Below are 17,944 nucleotides of genomic sequence, written 5' to 3'. Positions count from 1 at the left end.
CGATTTAGCGGGCCGCAAAACAAAGAAAAAAACCTGCTACTGAACAATGCTCAGTTAACAGGTTTTTCCTATGTGCATATTGCTGTTCGACGATAAACTTCGCTCTATCCCCTCTCGTGATGATCCAGAGCATATTCAACGACTCCGCCTTGATCATCATAGGTAAGTGATTCAGACAGGAATACCGGGGCACCGACGTTGATGTGCAAATGCCCGCTGATCGTACAATGAGCCTGTACACTCTTCTTGAACAAGAACGGGTGTGCAATTTTCCAAGGAATATAGAATGTATTTCAAACTTCAAAAGAAGACGGGTAGCATGTTTGGATTCCTTCATACGAGGAAAAACTAAAGTAAACCTCATACGAAGGAGTGAATGGGGATGGAACATGTCAAAGCTCTTGCGATTAAAGGCATCATGACGATTGTGATTTTGTATCTTGTACTCGGTCTCGGTTTCGGCTTTACTTTTGGACATACCCTCTTGATTACGGTAGTTTTAGGCGCCGTCTCCTACTTGCTTGGTGACTTGCTTATTTTGCCGAAAACGAGCAACATCACCGCCACGCTGGCCGATTTGGGCGTCGCATTTCTTGTTGTCTGGCTGCTTTCACGTACGATGGGAGTGGAGGGTGGTCCCTCCGCACTGGCCGCATTTTCCGCAGCAGTCGCCATGTCGGTCGGAGAATACATTTTCCATTTTTACATGATGAATAAAAACCTCGGCTTTTTCAATCACCGTCAAATGGAAACACGGACGGACTAGTGGCGCCGAAAACGAAGAACGTCCCATGTTACAGGGACGTTCTTTGTCTAGCGAATCGTAAACCGGCCGATTTGGCCGCATTCTTCGGCAAACCAGATCCCGCCACACGCTGCGGCGATGCCGTGCGGTTCAGCATGCTCCGCAGGAATGGGATATTCGGTGATGTCTCCTTTCACCGTGATCCTCCCGATTTGATTGGCGCCCCACTCCGTGAACCAGAGCGCGCCGTCTTCACCTGAGGTGATGGCGTGGGGCCGGGCGTTTTCGGAAGGAAGCGGGTATTCGCAGATCTCCCCCGAAACAGTGATCCTCCCGATTTGATTGCCGTTTATTTCAACAAACCACAGCGCACCGTCCGGACCGGCAACAAGGAATGAAGGGAATGAACCAGAGGACAGTTCATACTCCGTAAGCTCTCCTGATCGGGACACCCTGCCGATTTTATGGCCTGCCATGTCCGTGTACCATACGGCACCGTCCGGCCCTTCCGTGATTCCGAATGGCGCCGTTCCAGCCGGAAGCGGATATTCGGTCAGTTCACCCTGAACCGTGATTTTTCCGATTTTCCCGGCTTTATACTCTGTAAACCAGAGCTCTCCGCTGCTTCCGGCGGCGATGATCGACACGCCGGCATCAGGCGTCGGAACGTCATATTCAGTGATCTGTCCGGCTGCAGTGATTCTGCCGATCCGGTTCCCTTTCTGCTCGGTAAACCAAAGCGCACCATCCGCGCCTCTTGCGATTCCGTATGGTCCTGATGCAAGATCAGGCAGCGGATATTCGTTTATGTTCAACTGCATGGCTAATAATCCCCCTGTATGTGTTGATTTTTCTGAATAGGAGGCGATGCAGCCGCACAGCAAGAAGAACTTCTTTACTATAGAAGCACATGACAAATCCTATTCAGAAAAAGGACGTTACATTTGGCAAAGTCGAATAGACGTATACGATGATATGCTTGTAACGGATTTTTCTAAAAAGGATTATAAGATCATGTGCTTTTTTCACCCTTCCGATTTTTTTACAGTATATCACATATCGGACGTTCATCTGAAACATTACGAACTCCTTTCAATTTGATTACAAATTGGAAAATCGATTCCAAATGGTTTCTTTTTTATTGAATATCATTTAGAATGCGCACTAGATCATTTTTTTGCGATCTGACTTTTTGTTCAAGAAAGGAGACACACGTTGATGAAAAAACTGATTTCGTCTCTCATGATCGGATTCATGGCTCTCTCTCTCGCCGCCTGCGGTTCAAATGAGGAAAGCCAAAAATCAAAAGCCGATGATCAGGCAAAAACAACGCAAAACGCACAGGATCAAGAGAAACAAATGAAGGCGATGCAGAAAAAGCTCGATAAGCAAAAAGTGGATGAGAAGAAAACCGTTGCAGTCGTCAACGGCAAAAAAATCACCGGCAGCGACTACAACAGCTTATTATCAACCGCACAAATGCAATATCAGCAAACCGGACAAGACCCGACGACAGCTGACGCGGCAAAGCAAATCAAAAAACAAACGCTCGACAGCCTTGTCGGACAAACCCTCCTTCTTGAAGAAGCCGACAAAAAGGGCTATAAAGCGTCTGCCCAAGAAATTAACAAACAGCTTGATGAAAGCAAAAAGCAGTATAAAAGCGATAAACAATTTGATGCCGCTTTAAAAAAAGCCGGCTTAAACATGTCCGAATTCAAATCCGAAATAGCCGACAACATCAAAGCGGAAAAATATATCAAGAAAGAAGTCCCGCAGGATAAAGTAACAAACGAAGAAATCAAATCATACTATGATCAATACGCTGCACAGCAAAAACAAAGCAAACAAAAAACGCCGAAGCTCGAAGACGTGAAATCACAGATCAAAACAATGCTCGAAAAGCAAAAGCAGCAGGAAAAGCTCGGACAACAGGTTGAAAAGCTGAAAAAGCATGCGAACGTAGAACTTAAAATATAAAAACAAGGACCGCCGGTTTTGCCCGGCGGCCTTTTGTTCGCATTCTATTCCAATGATTGATCGCAGCAACGACATCCGTTTCGCTGAACGTTCTAATCTGCTGAACAAGTGTAATCATGTAAAAGGATAAATCGAGAAAATACATCTAATTCAAAACATCAAATTTGAGAGATAAAAGGACTTATATTTTCTCCATATTCGAATTCTCATTTAGTTGACGAAGTAATTTTTTAAACCCGACATCACCCATTGATGAAAACTCAAGCTTTCCATTAGACCAAATAAACAAAAACTTGGTACTGCTTGAATGTGACAAGCTTGAACAATATGATAGTTCTGATCCAGTACAATCGGTAATGAAAACCCCTTCTCAGTAGATTTTTCTTTAACTAACTCGATAGATTTTTCTTCTTCTGAATAAGGGACGTGAACAGCAATTACCTGCAAATTATTAAATTTATTTGTTTCTTTCAGTACATCACCAGATAGTTGCCTACAGTTTATACAACTGACAGACCAAAAATAAAACAGGTACTTTTGTTTTCCCTTAAGATCAACTCCTCCCTCCTCTACATTTATCCATGGTAAATCATTTGGAATTAATGGAACGGTAATTTCATTTTTCTTCATAAAAACCCTCCATTATTTTTCTTTTAACTGTGAAGCAATAATTTTCCCCAGGGCTTCCTCTGCCGCAAACGGAGCAACCAATCCGGATGGGTTCTCTTGTTCGTGTTTTAAACATTCATACATTTTTCGTTCAATTTTAGAAGGTTCGATCCAGGCTATTGCCCAAGACGCCCAAAAGCAAGGGGGACCATCCATGTTTTTAGCAATCTCAATAAGGTATGGAAGGCTGCCTTTACCAATTCTCATTAATGAAATAGCCGCCGCCATTCTCGTTTCTTCCTTCTCGCTTTTTAGAAGTGATGCGAGTTCTGGTGACGCTTCGCTAGCATCTTCACCAAATTCTCCTAAAACAGCTGCAGCAATATTGCGTAAAGAGCCCTCTTCCTTCAATGCTTCAATCAAAACTGGAATTGCTGCTTTTCCAGTCTCCTTGAGTTCCCCAATCGCTTTAGTAACCGTAACTTCGTTTTTATTTGCAAGATTTCTTACAGATTGCGTTAGATTTTTTTTTGATTCCAATTTCATTTGTCCCTCCAAACTTTTCAGTTTATCAGTTTCCCTATGATTAACGACAGAAGAATAGGAAAGAGAAATGTTCCTAAACATAAATAGTTAAAATAAGTACTTCTTCTATATTTATAGAATAAAAACCATGTCCAACCTCCTGTTCCGATCAAAATTACCGGAAAAATAAACACAACAGCTTTTTGAGCAATAACAAAAACAATGAATAAAAAGAAGATGCTCACAGCACTATTTATTAAAAAATATTTATAATAGGAAGTTAAAGAAATCGACGGATCTTTTTGTCGTGTTTGGACAAATGATACCCAACGAATTGTTAGTAAAAATATATACCCCCCTATCCCATACATTATGAAAAGCAAGGCTTCTCCAACTGAAGACTGGTCAAATATTTGACGTGCCACAACTGATACAACCAAAAGAACGAACAGCCATATAGTATTTGAAACCTCAAGCAAAAGCACTTTTTTCCACAATGAACCCGGGAGCAGAAATAAATCGCCAGATTTTGCATGACGAACTAGGCCCGAATAATAAGAACTAAAAAAAGTAGCACATACAATTAAAGTGAAAAGAAGATTAAATACATCTGGATATTTTGACATTAAATATGGAAACAGGAGTAACAGAAAAGCAAAATGAGACATATGAAAAAATAAATTTTTTTTAACTAGTAAAATCTCTACCCATAAAAATGAAAAAACACCGACTAATCCTTTCAACCCCCACCAAGTTTGCTTTTCTTTAAAGTGGTCTTGGCCTAAACCTACATTACTATCTTGAAATTCCGCCCAAAATTCAGCTTCTTTAACCAATTTTTCTTTACTCTCTATTTTATTTGAAGTAAAGTGAATTATTACAATAGATATAAGAATTAATCCTAACATTATAAATTCAACCGGAGAATAAAAATGCATGAGAATGTTGCCGAATTCACCAACTTGATCCCCCGCTACCCTCCAAAAACTTGGCGGCCGATCATTAATAAAAGAGTAATAGAGAGTTACACAATAAAACACACTTAGAATCAGTATAAAAAAAGTAAATATAAACTTTACGCTTCTGACTGCTCTTGTGCATGAAACCGCCATAATCCAAGTCTCCATTACAATGATTAAAAGTACCAGACCTATAGCTTTTCCGGTCAAATTTATGTAATGTTGTTTCCATAATAGTAAAATAAGATCACTTGCGATGCCGGAGCACAACCATAGTAAACCCTTCCAAATAGCTTTCCAAACTAATGCCGCATAAATGATCTCGGATAACTTATAAGGTGCAGTATATAGCCAAATGACATCCTCCATCTGGCTGGGAATACGGTTTGATAAAAGACCAAAGCACGTATAGACAATAAAAGCGCCTGTCAAGATCCATCCTGTTAAAGGTGAATTCCAAGTTTCCGTTTTTGCTATAAAACCAATTTGGATAAGTATTGCCCCTAAAAACAAAAACAAAATTAAGAAAGGGAGCTTTTTTTCTTGTTCTTGTTTGAGAATTTTTCTTTTTGACTGAAGAAATAAGAATGACAGAATATTAATCATCCGACCAATCCCCCAGGAGATCGATTACTTCCTGTTTCCAAGCTAAATAGTCCTTTTGATTTTCGGGGACATCAATCTCTTTTATAAGTATCCCATCTCGAATCAATAAAACACGATGAGCAGTTTCCAGCACAAAATCAAGACTATGAGTGGAGACAAGAGCTGCTGCTCCTTCGTTTTTTGCTTTATTAATCAGCCACTGAGAGAGCCATTGTTTTGAAGGAATATCTAAACCTACTGTCGGTTCATCCAATATGTATAACAATGCGTCTTGAATGATTGCCCCAGCTAAAACAGCACGTTGTTTTTGTCCTCTGGAAAGCTGTCCAGTTATCCGATCGGCCTTTCCTTCCATGTTCACTTTTTTTAACGCTTCTTGGACCTTCTCTTGTATATTTTCTTTAATATTAAAAGCTTTTGCTCGAAACTGAAGATGTTCGGCTACGGTTAAAGAGGGGTACAAATAAGGTTGATCTGGAATTAAAGCAACCATCCGTTGAACTCGATTATCACCTGGCCTCAGACCGTTTATTTCAATATCACCGTTATCAGATTTATATAAGCCTGTAATACAGCGGATTGTCGTTGTTTTGCCCGCTCCGTTAGGACCGAGCAAAGCAACGATTTCCCCTGCGTGAATTGAGAAAGATAGTTGATCAATTCCCTCTCCATTATGATATTTTTTTGTTAAATTTTTGACTTGCATGATTTTCATATTTACCTTCTCCTCATTGTTAGAATGAAGATTGATTCGTATTTTTGCCAAATTGAAGTTTTTTTCTGACTTTATAATCCCATAGCGGCTTACAGACCAAGATGAGGTTATGAATGAAGTGAGCAGCCAATACTGATATAAATCCATATTGTAGGAAGACAAACCCTAGTAAGCATCCAAAAAGGGTAAGATGCAACCATCGTATCCACCTAGGATGATAGCCTGTTCCTTGATGCATTATTGCCCATAAAACTGAGGAAACCAAGACAGCAATCACCATATTATCAGTTAGCAACCAAATTGTAGGAATCATAAGAAGTCTATACACCGTCTCTTCTGATAAGGAACTTTGAAGACTGATATTTAGTCCTTGTCTAAATGTAAAGCCGGACAAATAGACAGTGCGATTTGAGAGTTCAGGAGAGATACGTAATAATTTTTTCTTTTCAAGAACTGTAAACATGGCAGCAGACAGCCCCAGGCAAGCAAGCCCTATGCTTATTCCGCTTAATACTTGAGAAGCAGGGTTATCCCATACTGACCATTTCATGCTGTACCCTACAGTATTTCCGGCTAATGAACATATAAATACGACAAATCCTGTTGATAAACCTGCAAGAATAGTAGACAAAGTTCCAAATATATACACCATCTTTACACTTATCCTTGAATCGTATGCATTTACAATTGTTAATTGTATATCCTCTTTTAAAGTTAATAGATTGCAACATATAAGAATCCCTCCCAGTATCATACTAGTTGTGACGTCCGCGCGACTGTCCATGTTAATTAATACCATGATTGCTGCAATTACAGCAATTAAAGACCCTATTACCCCCGTCATACCTAACGTCGATTCAAGGTGCTCTTTTTTTACTGCAACACCCATTTTCTCTGTTAGGATTTCTTGTTCACTTCCAATACTTAATATACAGCCATTATGTAATTCAACCGTCATTTTCATTCTGACATTATCCGACTCGGCAATATACCAATAAGTCGTGATATTTTCAAGAGCTTCTTCTTTTTCACCTGCTCCACTTACTTCCGCTTGGCTCCATAGTCCTTCATTTGAAGCAGCAAGTTCTAATTTCAGCTGCTCTGGAGAGATTTTAGAAACTTTCTTGGGCAATTCTCTTCGTGGTACATCCGCATGAAAAAATGTAATTTCTCCCTTTGAGTTCACTCCAGCTATAATTGATTTATTTTGATTTACAAAACGAATTCTCCAAGACTCGACCAATCCCCAATGATACAGGACTTGTCGAACTTTATTTAGTAAACCTAAATGATGCAGTTTGTTAACAGTATCATGGTCATACCAATACATTGCATAACAATCCCAATCAGTTACATCTATCCCGACATAGCGCTTAATAAACTTATTGCAAATTAATCGAGCAGTATCTTTATCAAGCAACAAAGATTGATAAATTAAAGGCTTAAATTTATGAAATAAAAGTAAGCCTATCACAGAAATAGAAATCCATAGAATAATAGTCAAAACAGTCATGACTTAACCTCATTTATACGTATTTGACTAAACGGCAGATCAGGTTCTGATAACTCTATTTTACCTATACATCTACAATGCTTCGCATTACATTTTGCTTGCATTAAACGTTCAGGCGAACCAATATCTAACATACTATCTTCCAAGATATGTCCAATTGCTGATTCCTCAATTTGACACGGTGTTACATAACCATCAGCTCTGATATACCAAGCCAAATATCCAGGTGTACAAAAGTCAGTTACACCATTTTTTTCTTCCTCCCAATCGATAATGATAATTTGATCTCCCCAATCACTAATCGCTTTTTTAAGCTGTTGCTTTACTAAACGCTCTGTTTCTGAAGAAATGTCTCTTGTATCTGAAGCTCTTCCCACATTAAGTGTTCTTCCTGCCCTAAAAAAAGTGGCGCCAGATTCGACAGAATTCTCAATGACCTCCAAAACCTCACAAGCATTTAATTCATTTATAGTCATAGCTACTATGACAGGGAGAGAAGAATCGGTCATTCGCTTGACATTTCTCATACTTTCTTTAAAACTGCCTTTTCTCCCTCTAAGGAGATCATGAGTATCGGCACTCCCATCAATACTTATCTGTACACATACATTCCCTAAATGCTTAAGAAGTTCTATTTCTTCATCTCTCCAATTCAATCCATTACTAAAAAGATTTACATTGGTAAATAATGAACTTGCTGCAGTGATAAGTTCTTTAAATCCCTTAATTAATTTTGCTTCACCACCAGTAATTGTAATATCTGCCACACCATGAGCAGCAAGCTTCTCCATTACCTCTATCCATTCGAAAGCATTCAACTCGTTTTGATAAGGTTTACCTGAACTTGCATAACAAAACGAACAACTCAAATTACAAGAGTTTGTAAATTGAAGTGTGCAGCTAATAGGTAAATAAGACTTTGTAGAGCCGGTAATCATTAACCGTTTATCTAACAATCCTTCTGTCCATGCAGCAGTGAATGGGTGCGTACTTAATTCTTCTTTTAATTTATCAGCACTCATTTCCTCCTTCGTTACTATTTCCCATATTCTTGCTGTTTTTTGCAAGCTATTATTTTCAGCCAGTAAAAGAGCAAGCTGCACTCCCCTTCCACTAAGCCTGTAATAGAACATACTTTTACGATCTACCAATAAAGCACCATGTGGCTGAAGGTGTACACTTAGTTCCATTTCCGATAATTCTCCCAATAAAGACATAGAATCCCCCTTTTGAATAGGGAGCTGCATGCCCCCTACCCGTTTTTGTCGAAACTTAATAGATTTAAATCACTTTCATTTGAGGACTTGGCAACGGACAAACGCGAGTCATTGCTATACTTTTCGCTGCCCAGCATCCCATACAACCAGCAGCTTTAATAATTGAATTTCCTGCTGGTTTAGAGAGCCCTTTTTGGTTTACTGGTTCCCATTCTTTTTCATTACCTCTCATGAAATTCACCTCCTATTTTTAATGTGGAATCACATAAATAGATTCCACCTAACATCACAATAACAATTCACTTTTGTCGAAGTAAGGGGAATTTTGTAATTAAATACATTTTATTCAAATTTTCTCATCTATATGTAATATTTCATAACCATCCAAAAGACCTTTTCTAATTATATTTAACTTCTTCCCCTTCTCTTGACTTAGTAACGAATATCTAAGTTATTCAAGGGGAGACAGAATGGAAATATAGAAACTGAATGTAGGGATTTTATTTCATCGATGGCAGGTGTGGAGAGTTTTTTAACACGGGAGATCTAAAATCAAACAAACCATTTGCATATACAAATGGTTCAATAAGAATTTCGAAATCTTAGTTTATGTTAATAAAGGGCGAATCAAAAGCATTTAAAACAAATTCTGCGATTTCTGCATAAATTCTTTGACCCGGTATTTCATTTACAACTGAGATTTCATGATTAAACAGTATAATAGATACTTTCTAAACAAAAATGCATGTTGTACACAAAATTTACGCCCTTGAATTCAATTCAAGGGCGCTTTTTATTATTCCAATGACCCGATCGCAGCAACGACATCCGCTTCGCTGAACGTTCCCATTAAGCAAAGCGACTCTTCCGGTTTGCACGCGTGGGCTGCAATTTTTTGTTTGGCTTGCTCAATGTTTTCGACAATGCCCAGATCGCGCAGCCTTTTCGGAAATCCGAGCGCATCATATAGCGGAAGCAGCTCGCGAATTTCGTCTGTCCGTCCTTCCAACGCAAGCTGAACCAATATGCCGTAAGCGACCTTTTGACCGTGGAGCACATGATGGGTTTCCGGAATAAACGTCAAACCGTTGTGAATCGCATGGGCCCCGGCCATTCTGCCGTAGCGGCCTGCATAGCCGCCCACCGTTCCGGCAAGTGCGATGACCGCTTCCAGCACATTCGCCAAAGCCGGAGATGGTTCGCCTTTTTCGATGCTTTCTACAGCCTGCAGACTCTCATTTAACAGGATGTCGCGAATATAGACGGACTGTCTGAGCCCCGCCTGAACCATGATCGACAGCGCATCCTTCGTCGTTCTGATGATCGCCTCAGCTTCATACCACTTCGCAAGCGTATCGCCGATCCCGCTTTTTACGTAAGCAATCGGGGATGATAAAAGCAAGACAGGATCAACAAGCGTCAAATAGCTTGAACGCTTATGGTACTGCACCCCTTCAAAGTTCCCTTCGTCATCGTAAATCACACTGAGCGGCGTAGCTGCGGCGCATGTTCCCGGGATTGTCGGAATCGTCATCACTTCAATACTCAGCAGATCGGCGACTGCCTTCGCCGTATCTAAAACGGTTCCCCCGCCGATCCCGATGATGATATCCGCCGCACCTGCTTCCTCGGCTGCTTTGCGAATCGCACGAAGCGAACTGGTTCCCTTATGCTGAATCACCTTCCAATCAGCCGGAAGCGCCGCATGATTGGAAAAAGCCGCAAACGACTTCACGCCGGTGACAATGACAGGCTGCTTGAACCCCTCTAAAAACGCCGGGAGCTCCCGCGTGATTCCTTCCTTGCATATATATTGATTCGGTCCGCTTCTGACGATATCTTCAGGCTGCATGACACCATCTCCTTCTATTATTTTCTAACGCCAATCATCTCACTTTCTTTAAAACTGTGTCAAATTATATTACGAGCCCGCTGCCGCGCCGGATTCCAAAAAAATACATGTTTCATATGAAACATGTCGAAGAAATGGTGATGTTGTCATTGAACCAGCCGGCGTTTAGCCACGGTTTTTCAGACTGAAATCACAGTGCGGTTCTCTGTGCTTCGTCTTTCCATCACTCGTGCCGCTTAATTCATCTTTCTCACAAAACTGAACGATCTTGCCCGTTTTTTTGTTTTTTCCTTAATAATATGTCATATCCGGCTCATCTTTAAAAACGACCATATATTGCGTTAAAAAATAGTCTTTGTTTATCACAGTTTTAAGTTCAATCACATGATTCTCTTTATAATCTTTTTCCTGATACCCTATTTCCGACAAATGCTTTTCAGCATCTGAGCGAACCCACGCATTCATGATCGGATTGCCGTGGTCTAGGACATAAAAAATTGCATACGGACCGATGAGCAATACTGCACTAATCAGCCCTAATATGACGTTCAGCCTTTTCATTATTGAATTCCGCCGTTCTCACTCGTCAGCTCTTCCAAGCGCGCCATCGCTTCCTCTTTTTCAAACGTACTGTACCAGAGGTCATCATAGGAATCCAGAATCCGGTAATGATGTGAAATCAAATTTTGCTGCAAACGAAAATCTCCTTTACGGTCAATCTCCCGCCACCATACCCTGCCGCCGAGCGTTTTCCCCTTCGGCCGGTCAATGCTGCGGTGCGCCACAGTTTCGACAACTTCCAACGGTTCGTCCCCCAGCACTGACTGCAAAACCTCACTGTTTCGAAATAGCGCGCACACTGCCACGACATGCGTCCACCCCGCAGTCGTCCTTCCCTTTTCAATTTGCACAAGCGTCTTCTTCGAAATCCCAAGAACATTCGCCATTTTCTCCTGCGTATAGCCGCTTTCTGTACGAATCAGCCTTAATTTTAATGAAATGAGTTCGATTATATAATCTTTGTCCACAGTATTCCTCCATCGCAACATTTAGTGTAATATTACACTTTTTGATGAAATGTTTCAATCTTTCAAACCGCAACATCATACAAGAAATCCCTGAAAAACATGCTAAACTAAAACAATCAACAACACGACAGGAGGTCCGTCATGCGAGAGGAAACCCGGACGCTGATCCTTGATCAAGACCTGCAGGTTGAAGCCTATCGCTTCAAAGGAATCATGCAGAAGTTCCCGAACCACTTTCACGAATATTATGTGATCGGCTTTATCGAAAAAGGACAGCGCTATTTGCTTTGCCAGGGACAGGAGTATATCATCAACCCCGGAGATCTCCTGCTGTTTAATCCGCACGATACGCACAGCTGCGAGCAAATTGACGGGAAGGCCCTTGATTACCGCAGCATCAACGTCATGCCTGATGTAATGGAAAAAGCCGTGAAGGAGATAACGGGCGCCGAAAGCCTCCCTTACTTCACGCAAAACGTGTTGTTCCGCCATGAGCTGACGTCCAGCTTGAAAGAACTGCACGTGCAAATTTTGCAAAAGGAAAAAGCTCTTCAAAAGGAGGAGCTGTTTCTCAACCTTCTTGAAGAGCTGATCAGAACGTATTCAGACGTGACGTTCCTCGAACGCGCGCCCGAACCGTCTGATGAAGTCAAAACCGTGTGCGGTTATTTAGAAGAGCATTATACGGAAAATATTAAGCTTGATGATCTCAGCGGACTCACGGGCTGGAGCAAGTATCATTTGCTGCGGTCGTTTACGAAGCAAAAAGGAATTTCTCCGTACAGCTACCTGGAAACCGTGCGCATCAATCAGGCAAAAAAGCTTCTGGAACAAGGCGTAAAGCCGATCGACGCCGCATTTCAAACGGGCTTCAGCGACCAAAGCCATTTGACGAAGTTTTTCAAGCGGCAGGTCGGGCTGACGCCGAAACAATATATGAAAATCTTTGAACAAGACAGATTGGAGATTGAAGGATGAATCATCGACGTGAAACCGCCGGACACCTTGCAGCCGTTTTAACGATTCTCATCTGGGGGACGACCTTTGTCTCGACAAAAGTGCTGCTCGAGGATTTTTCGCCAATGGAGATTTTGTTTTATCGATTTTTGCTTGGATTGATCGTCCTGCTCATCGTTCACCCGCGCGTTCTGAACGTACAGAGCCTGCGGCAGGAGATCCTTTTTGCAGGGGCCGGCTTATGCGGCGTAACCTTGTATTTCTTATTGGAAAATATCGCGCTCACCTACACATATGCTTCAAATGTCGGCATGATCGTCTCGGTGATCCCGATGATCACAGCCGTCCTGGCCCATTTCCTTCTGGACGGCGAGAAGCTTAAACCGCACTTTTTCATTGGATTTGCCGCCGCTTTTACCGGTCTCTTGCTTATATCTTTCAATGGAAACGTCGTGCTCAAGCTGAATCCGTTCGGTGACCTGCTTGCCGCAGCCTCTGCTTTTGTTTGGGGAATATACGCCATTTTAATGAAAAAAATCAGCGCGTTTCGCCATCACACGATTCAATGCACCTAGCGCATCTTTCTTTACGGGCTGATCTTTATGATCCCGGCTTTGTTCCTGTTTGACTTCCGTTTTACGCTCAGCCCATTCGCTTCCTCCGTCAACCTGCTGAACATATTGTTTCTGGGTGCTGGCGCATCCGCTCTTTGCTTTGTGACGTGGAACTGGTCGGTCGGGGTGCTCGGAGCCGTGAAAACGAGCGCCTACATTTATATGGTGCCCGTGATCACGATTGCCGCTTCGATTATCATTTTGCACGAACAACTGACATGGATCGCCTTTGTCGGAGGCGCGCTGACACTAACAGGCCTTTATATTTCTGAGATGAAATCAAAACCGCAGCTGAAGGAGGAGCATACGTCTTGAATGAAACAAAATGCACACTCGTCATAGACGAAAGCCTGCCTGTCGGACTGACCGCCAATACAGCCGCCATTCTTGGCGCGGCGCTCGGCAAAAACAACCCCGCCCTCCTAGGCGGGAACGTAACAGACGGCTCAGGAATCGAGCATCTGGGGATCGTCAACGTTCCCATCCCCATTTTAAAAGGAAACGCCGGGCTTCTTTATGAACTGAGGGAAAAACTGCTCACCGACGAGTTCAGCGATATCCTCGTCGTCGACTTTACCGATGTGGCGCAAAGCTGTCATACATATGAAGCATATATCGAAAAACTCCAAGCTTCCGCCTCATCCGATTACCGCTATTTCGGTATCGGAATGTGCGGGGATAAGAAGAAGGTAAGCAGACTGACTGGGAGCTTGGGGCTGTTAAAATAAACAATTACGGGCATTGACTGTTGTGTGGGTCAATGCCCTTATTTTTTTGTCATACGTTTGCCACCTAATAGTGAAAGCCTAAATAAAGAAAAGAGGGACCTTCTATGGATCAAATGGTATTGAAAACTCAGGAATGGCTAAACAAAACCTACAGCGGAAAGCACGGCTACAACAAGGTGAAAGAGAACGGAAAACCAAGCTGGGAGACGATTTACGGTTTAACGAGAGCATTGCAGATCGAACTCGGTATCGCAGAGCCCGCCGATAATTTCGGACCGGCGACAGAGAGCAAATTTGTGCCGCTAAAAAAGCAGAAAAAAACTGAAAAACCTACAAACTTAAATTACATTCTGCAAGGCGCTTTTTGGTGTAAAGGAAGTGGATTTAATCCCGGCGGTTTAACAGGTAACTTCTTTGAGAGTACAGAGGATGCCGTGAAAAGGTTTCAGAGAGCTGCAGGTCTAGCCAAACAAGACGGTGTTGTCACTGCACAAATCATGAAAGCTCTGCTCAACATGAGCGCTTTTAAATTGCTTCGAAATGGTGATACGAAAATTCGTCAAATTCAGCAAAATTTAAATCGGGATTACAATGCTTATTTCGGATTAATGCCTTGTGACGGCGTTTATTCCAGAGAAACAAATAAGGCACTGATTTATGCTTTGCAAAAAGAAGAAGGCATGAGTACAAGTGTGGCAAACGGCAATTTTGGACCAGGGACAACAAGCAAATGCCCGACACTCAAACCAGGCGATTCCAGAACAAAGTTCGTGCTCATTCTTCAATACGCATTATATTGCAATGGCTATCCTTCAGGTGAATTTGACGGCGTTTATGATGCAGAAGTGGAATCTGCCGTCTCACGCTTTCAAAGCTTTATGTGTTTGCCGGTTACAGGAATTGCCAATATGGCAACAATCAAGGCTTTATTGTCAAGCTCCGGCGATACTTCGCGTGCTGCCGCGGCCTGCGACACTTCTACTGTTCTAACGGCAGCAACTGCAAAAACTTTACGTAACAACGGATATAAAGTTGTCGGCAGATATTTGACGGGCAATGTGCGGACAAGCAGCGGCCTTAAATCAAAGGCAATGACCCCTGCTGAGCTTTCCATCATTTTTAATGAAGGTTTGAGAGTGTTTCCGATTTATCAGGACGGCGGCTACGAATCCTCGTATTTCGTACAAAATCAAGGAACAACAGATGCGTATGCCGCTGTCAACGCAGCACAAGGGTTAGGCTTCCCATCAGGCACAACCATTTATTTTGCCGTTGATTTTGACGCGTATGATTATGAAGTAACAGACAAAATCATCCCTTATTTTAATGAAATCAGAGCAGCGTTTGACAAAATGCAAAGCATTCCGAATTCGCCAAAATATAAGATCGGCGTATACGGGCCAAGAAACATCTGTATCAGAACAGCCGACGCAGGTTTGACGGAATACAGCTTCGTCGCAGACATGTCGACCGGCTTCAGCGGCAACCTCGGCTACACAATGCCGAAAAACTGGGCCTTTGACCAATTTTATGAACAATCAATCGGCAGCGGAAGCGGTATGATCGGCATTGATAAAGATGCTTACTCAGGCAGGGACAAAGGTACTGCAAGCGTCACCCCGTCGTCAGATCCGGTCTATGACGCACGCGTTCGCACATTGAGAAACATTTTAGCAAATATCCCGGCACTGAGCAGTATTCCAGAACTATTTACAACAATGTTTGTTTTTGATAAAACTGAGACAGTTTACGAGTCGTTAAACTTGGATATTACGTTGTCTACTTCACTGATAGCTAAAAATCCAAGTGAAACATCACCGGGTACACTGCAAGTTAAAAACGGAAAGGTCGGGGCGACGATTACAGAAATCCTGGGAGACTCTAAAACGTCATTAAGTTCTTCACAAATTCATTCGTATGATGAGCTTTTAAAGAATATCGGTTTGTCGGTGCGTAACGGATATATCCTGGTAAACGTTTCACCTTCTGTTGAATCCTTGGATCTTTCATTAACTATATTTAGCAATGAAATTCCGGTAGTTGGTGGTACAAAAACTGAAATGTCGGCTACAATTACCTTTAAAATTAAGAAGTTATATGTGTCACCTAGCAAACCAGTTGTAGCTCCTCAAGAAGCTTTACCAATCGATTGGGGAGCAGTTGGGGTTGCAGTTGGAGGAATTATAGCAGCTACTGTTGGTGTAGCAGCTGTTGTAATAGTGGGAACTGCAGCACCTGAAATCGCTATTGGTACGGCAGTGTCTGCTGTGTTATTTGCGATATTTGGCGAAAAAACAGCTGATTAATTTGTTTATTTAATGAAAGCTGCATAAATACATAATATAATGTATTTATGCAGTTTTTCCAAATCTTTAATATATAAAGTCTCGTGGAGGTATTTACATTGAACACAGACAAACAAGTATTCACTGCAACGCAAAAAACAGCCAAAACCCTTAAAACTTACCGCGATAAGAGCGACGAAGAGTTATTAGCCTTTCTCGCCAAACAAGATTCACTAACCTTAAATCAGCTGAAAGTCTACTACTCTGACCCTTCATTTGCGCTTCATTATTTCATCAGTGCTGCATTTTTCAGTATAATAGCGGCTTCGTTCATAACTGCAATTCTTTCTGGTCAAGCAGATTCGATGTTCCCTTTCGTTTCCGGCATCTCCATTATCACATTAGCTGCCATATTTGTGGGGTGTTTCTTCTGGGTGCTTAAACAGCTTGTCACCTTGAAAAAAAAGCCGAGTCAATTCATTACACATTTTTCCAAGAAAGCCGAGTTTGCACGTATTGTAAAAATGATTGATTATGTTTTACAACAAAAATACAAAAAGGCATTGAAAAATATACCGTACCAATAAAATCTCATGTATTTTTATATAGGAGTGACAATCCAATGAGAAACGAAAAACAATTATTTCAAAAAGCTGAACATACAGCCAAACTCCTTGAGTCTCACAAAAGTGACGATGAGCTGCTTACATACCTTGCAAATCAAGATTCTGTTACATTAAATCAGTTAAAAATATATTTTTCAAATCCCAGTTTCACATTAACGTATTTTATTAAAGCCATTTTTTTTAGCAGTATTACCGCTGTAATTATGGCGGCCTTTTTATCTGGTCAAGTCTCCTCCTCCACCTATGACCTTTCAAGGCTATTTTCATTCCTCTTCATGTTCTATCTAATCTTCTCTTTTCTTTGGATCGCCAAGATGCTGATCTCCTCACGAAAAGGACCGATGCAAACGATCCTGCACTTTCAAAAAAGGGCGGAATATTCCAGAATCGCGGGTATGATTGATTTTATTTTAGATGAACGTTTCAAAAAGAAATTTGATTAAAAAGCAGAGGGACATGCGCCTCTGCTTTGGTTCGTCGATCAATCTAATATGCTGTGATTTGGAGGACAAAAGACATGCAAACAGACAAACAATTATTCGAAGAAACAAAACAAACAGCAGAAGAAATATTGTTATCGAAAGCCGAAAACGATGAAGAGCTGATGGCATACCTCGAAAAACAAGATTTATCCACGTTAAACCGGTTGAAAGTTTATTTTTCAGGGCCAACGCTGAAAATCGGCCATGTGATAAAAGCCTCGCTTTATAGCTCCTTCACTGCCAGCATTATAACTGCTATATTTACTGGTCAAGCCGTCTCCATTTCGTATGACATTGAATATACTTTTTTTCCTTTTATATTAACGATACTACTGATAGCAAGCTCCATCTGGGTGTTCGGCACGATCACTAAATCGCAAAGAAACAAAGACCAAAACTTTTTACACTTTAGAAAAAAAACCAATCATACAAAAATCATCGGAATGATTGATGTCCTGCTGGAGAATAAATACAAAAACATATTAAACGCAAAAAAATAAAGA

19 protein-coding genes and 2 pseudogenes are annotated in these 17,944 nt (G+C 41.5%); 9 read left to right on the top strand and 12 right to left on the bottom strand.

Annotation, left to right across the window (positions count from 1 at the left end; translation table 11 throughout):
• Positions 1–4 precede the first annotated feature (4 nt).
• A pseudogene (locus MHB78_RS01940) lies at positions 5–224 on the bottom strand (UTRA domain-containing protein); the annotation flags it as partial.
• 158 nt (positions 225–382) lie between these two features.
• Between MHB78_RS01940 and MHB78_RS01935 the strand changes: the two are divergent.
• A complete protein-coding gene (locus MHB78_RS01935) occupies positions 383–766 on the top strand; it encodes a YndM family protein (RefSeq protein WP_046129067.1) in 384 nt (127 codons plus the stop codon).
• A 47-nt stretch (positions 767–813) separates the two neighbouring features.
• Here MHB78_RS01935 and MHB78_RS01930 read toward each other — a convergent pair whose 3' ends face one another.
• On the bottom strand, positions 814–1,566 hold the full coding sequence (locus MHB78_RS01930) for a virginiamycin B lyase (RefSeq protein ID WP_046129068.1): 753 nt from the start codon (positions 1,564–1,566) through the stop codon (positions 814–816).
• A 397-nt stretch (positions 1,567–1,963) separates the two neighbouring features.
• On the opposite strand from MHB78_RS01930, the gene MHB78_RS01925 reads away from it, so the two are divergent.
• A complete protein-coding gene (locus tag MHB78_RS01925) occupies positions 1,964–2,725 on the top strand; it encodes a SurA N-terminal domain-containing protein (RefSeq protein ID WP_046129069.1) in 762 nt (253 codons plus the stop codon).
• 210 nt (positions 2,726–2,935) lie between these two features.
• Here MHB78_RS01925 and MHB78_RS01920 read toward each other — a convergent pair whose 3' ends face one another.
• From MHB78_RS01920 to MHB78_RS01875, 10 genes are all read right to left on the bottom strand, one after another.
• On the bottom strand, positions 2,936–3,355 hold the full coding sequence (locus MHB78_RS01920) for a thioredoxin-like domain-containing protein (protein ID WP_052948481.1): 420 nt from the start codon (positions 3,353–3,355) through the stop codon (positions 2,936–2,938).
• Between the two features lie 12 nt (positions 3,356–3,367).
• Positions 3,368–3,880, bottom strand: a complete 513-nt coding sequence (locus MHB78_RS01915) for a HEAT repeat domain-containing protein (protein WP_046129070.1) — start codon at positions 3,878–3,880, stop codon at positions 3,368–3,370.
• Between the two features lie 17 nt (positions 3,881–3,897).
• Entirely contained in the window at positions 3,898–5,424 is a 1,527-nt protein-coding gene (gene skfF, locus MHB78_RS01910; RefSeq protein WP_052948482.1) for a sporulation killing factor system integral membrane protein, read from the bottom strand.
• Positions 5,417–6,139, bottom strand: a complete 723-nt coding sequence (locus MHB78_RS01905; protein WP_046129071.1) for an ABC transporter ATP-binding protein — start codon at positions 6,137–6,139, stop codon at positions 5,417–5,419. The genes skfF and MHB78_RS01905 overlap by 8 nt, the downstream gene beginning before the upstream one ends.
• 19 nt (positions 6,140–6,158) lie before the next feature.
• Positions 6,159–7,652, bottom strand: coding sequence for a CPBP family intramembrane glutamic endopeptidase (locus MHB78_RS01900; protein WP_046129072.1), 1,494 nt, complete (start codon positions 7,650–7,652; stop codon positions 6,159–6,161).
• Positions 7,649–8,869, bottom strand: coding sequence for a sporulation killing factor system radical SAM maturase (gene skfB, locus MHB78_RS01895; protein WP_046129073.1), 1,221 nt, complete (start codon positions 8,867–8,869; stop codon positions 7,649–7,651). Before skfB ends, MHB78_RS01900 begins: the two co-directional genes overlap by 4 nt.
• A 64-nt stretch (positions 8,870–8,933) precedes the next feature.
• Positions 8,934–9,101, bottom strand: a complete 168-nt coding sequence (skfA, locus tag MHB78_RS01890) for a sporulation killing factor (protein ID WP_046129074.1) — start codon at positions 9,099–9,101, stop codon at positions 8,934–8,936.
• A gap of 564 nt (positions 9,102–9,665) precedes the next feature.
• Positions 9,666–10,721 (bottom strand): iron-containing alcohol dehydrogenase family protein, encoded by a 1,056-nt coding sequence (locus tag MHB78_RS01885; RefSeq protein ID WP_046129075.1) that lies wholly within the window; start codon positions 10,719–10,721, stop codon positions 9,666–9,668.
• A gap of 291 nt (positions 10,722–11,012) precedes the next feature.
• On the bottom strand, positions 11,013–11,282 hold the full coding sequence (locus tag MHB78_RS01880; RefSeq protein ID WP_052948483.1) for a DUF3139 domain-containing protein: 270 nt from the start codon (positions 11,280–11,282) through the stop codon (positions 11,013–11,015).
• Entirely contained in the window at positions 11,282–11,749 is a 468-nt protein-coding gene (locus MHB78_RS01875; RefSeq protein ID WP_046129077.1) for a helix-turn-helix domain-containing protein, read from the bottom strand. The genes MHB78_RS01880 and MHB78_RS01875 overlap by 1 nt, the downstream gene beginning before the upstream one ends.
• Before the next feature lie 141 nt (positions 11,750–11,890).
• Here MHB78_RS01875 and MHB78_RS01870 point away from each other — a divergent pair, with 141 nt between their 5' ends.
• The 7 genes and pseudogenes from MHB78_RS01870 to MHB78_RS01840 all read left to right on the top strand — a co-directional run bounded on the left by MHB78_RS01870 (position 11,891) and on the right by MHB78_RS01840 (position 17,941).
• Positions 11,891–12,727 carry an AraC family transcriptional regulator gene (locus MHB78_RS01870; protein ID WP_046129078.1) on the top strand — a complete coding sequence of 279 codons (837 nt, stop codon included), beginning with the start codon at positions 11,891–11,893 and terminating at the stop codon, positions 12,725–12,727.
• Positions 12,724–13,635: pseudogene (locus tag MHB78_RS01865) on the top strand (DMT family transporter). The gene MHB78_RS01870 and the pseudogene MHB78_RS01865 overlap by 4 nt, the downstream one beginning before the upstream one ends.
• Positions 13,632–14,048: a DUF2000 domain-containing protein gene (locus MHB78_RS01860; RefSeq protein ID WP_046129079.1), complete on the top strand. Its 417-nt coding sequence runs from the start codon at positions 13,632–13,634 to the stop codon at positions 14,046–14,048. Before MHB78_RS01865 ends, MHB78_RS01860 begins: the two are co-directional and overlap by 4 nt.
• Positions 14,049–14,152: 104 nt before the next feature.
• Complete coding sequence (locus tag MHB78_RS01855) at positions 14,153–16,354, top strand: glycoside hydrolase domain-containing protein (protein ID WP_046129080.1); 2,202 nt, start codon at positions 14,153–14,155, stop codon at positions 16,352–16,354.
• Positions 16,355–16,452: 98 nt separating this feature from the next.
• Complete coding sequence (locus MHB78_RS01850; protein WP_046129081.1) at positions 16,453–16,920, top strand: hypothetical protein; 468 nt, start codon at positions 16,453–16,455, stop codon at positions 16,918–16,920.
• A gap of 35 nt (positions 16,921–16,955) precedes the next feature.
• Positions 16,956–17,402 carry a hypothetical protein gene (locus tag MHB78_RS01845; RefSeq protein WP_046129082.1) on the top strand — a complete coding sequence of 149 codons (447 nt, stop codon included), beginning with the start codon at positions 16,956–16,958 and terminating at the stop codon, positions 17,400–17,402.
• Between the two features lie 74 nt (positions 17,403–17,476).
• A complete protein-coding gene (locus MHB78_RS01840) occupies positions 17,477–17,941 on the top strand; it encodes a hypothetical protein (protein WP_046129083.1) in 465 nt (154 codons plus the stop codon).
• Positions 17,942–17,944: the final 3 nt, after the last annotated feature.

The organism is Bacillus sp. FSL K6-0138, from assembly GCF_037982765.1.
Lineage (GTDB): Bacteria > Bacillota > Bacilli > Bacillales > Bacillaceae > Bacillus > Bacillus glycinifermentans.
This window is presented reverse-complemented; position numbering and strand designations above follow the sequence as displayed.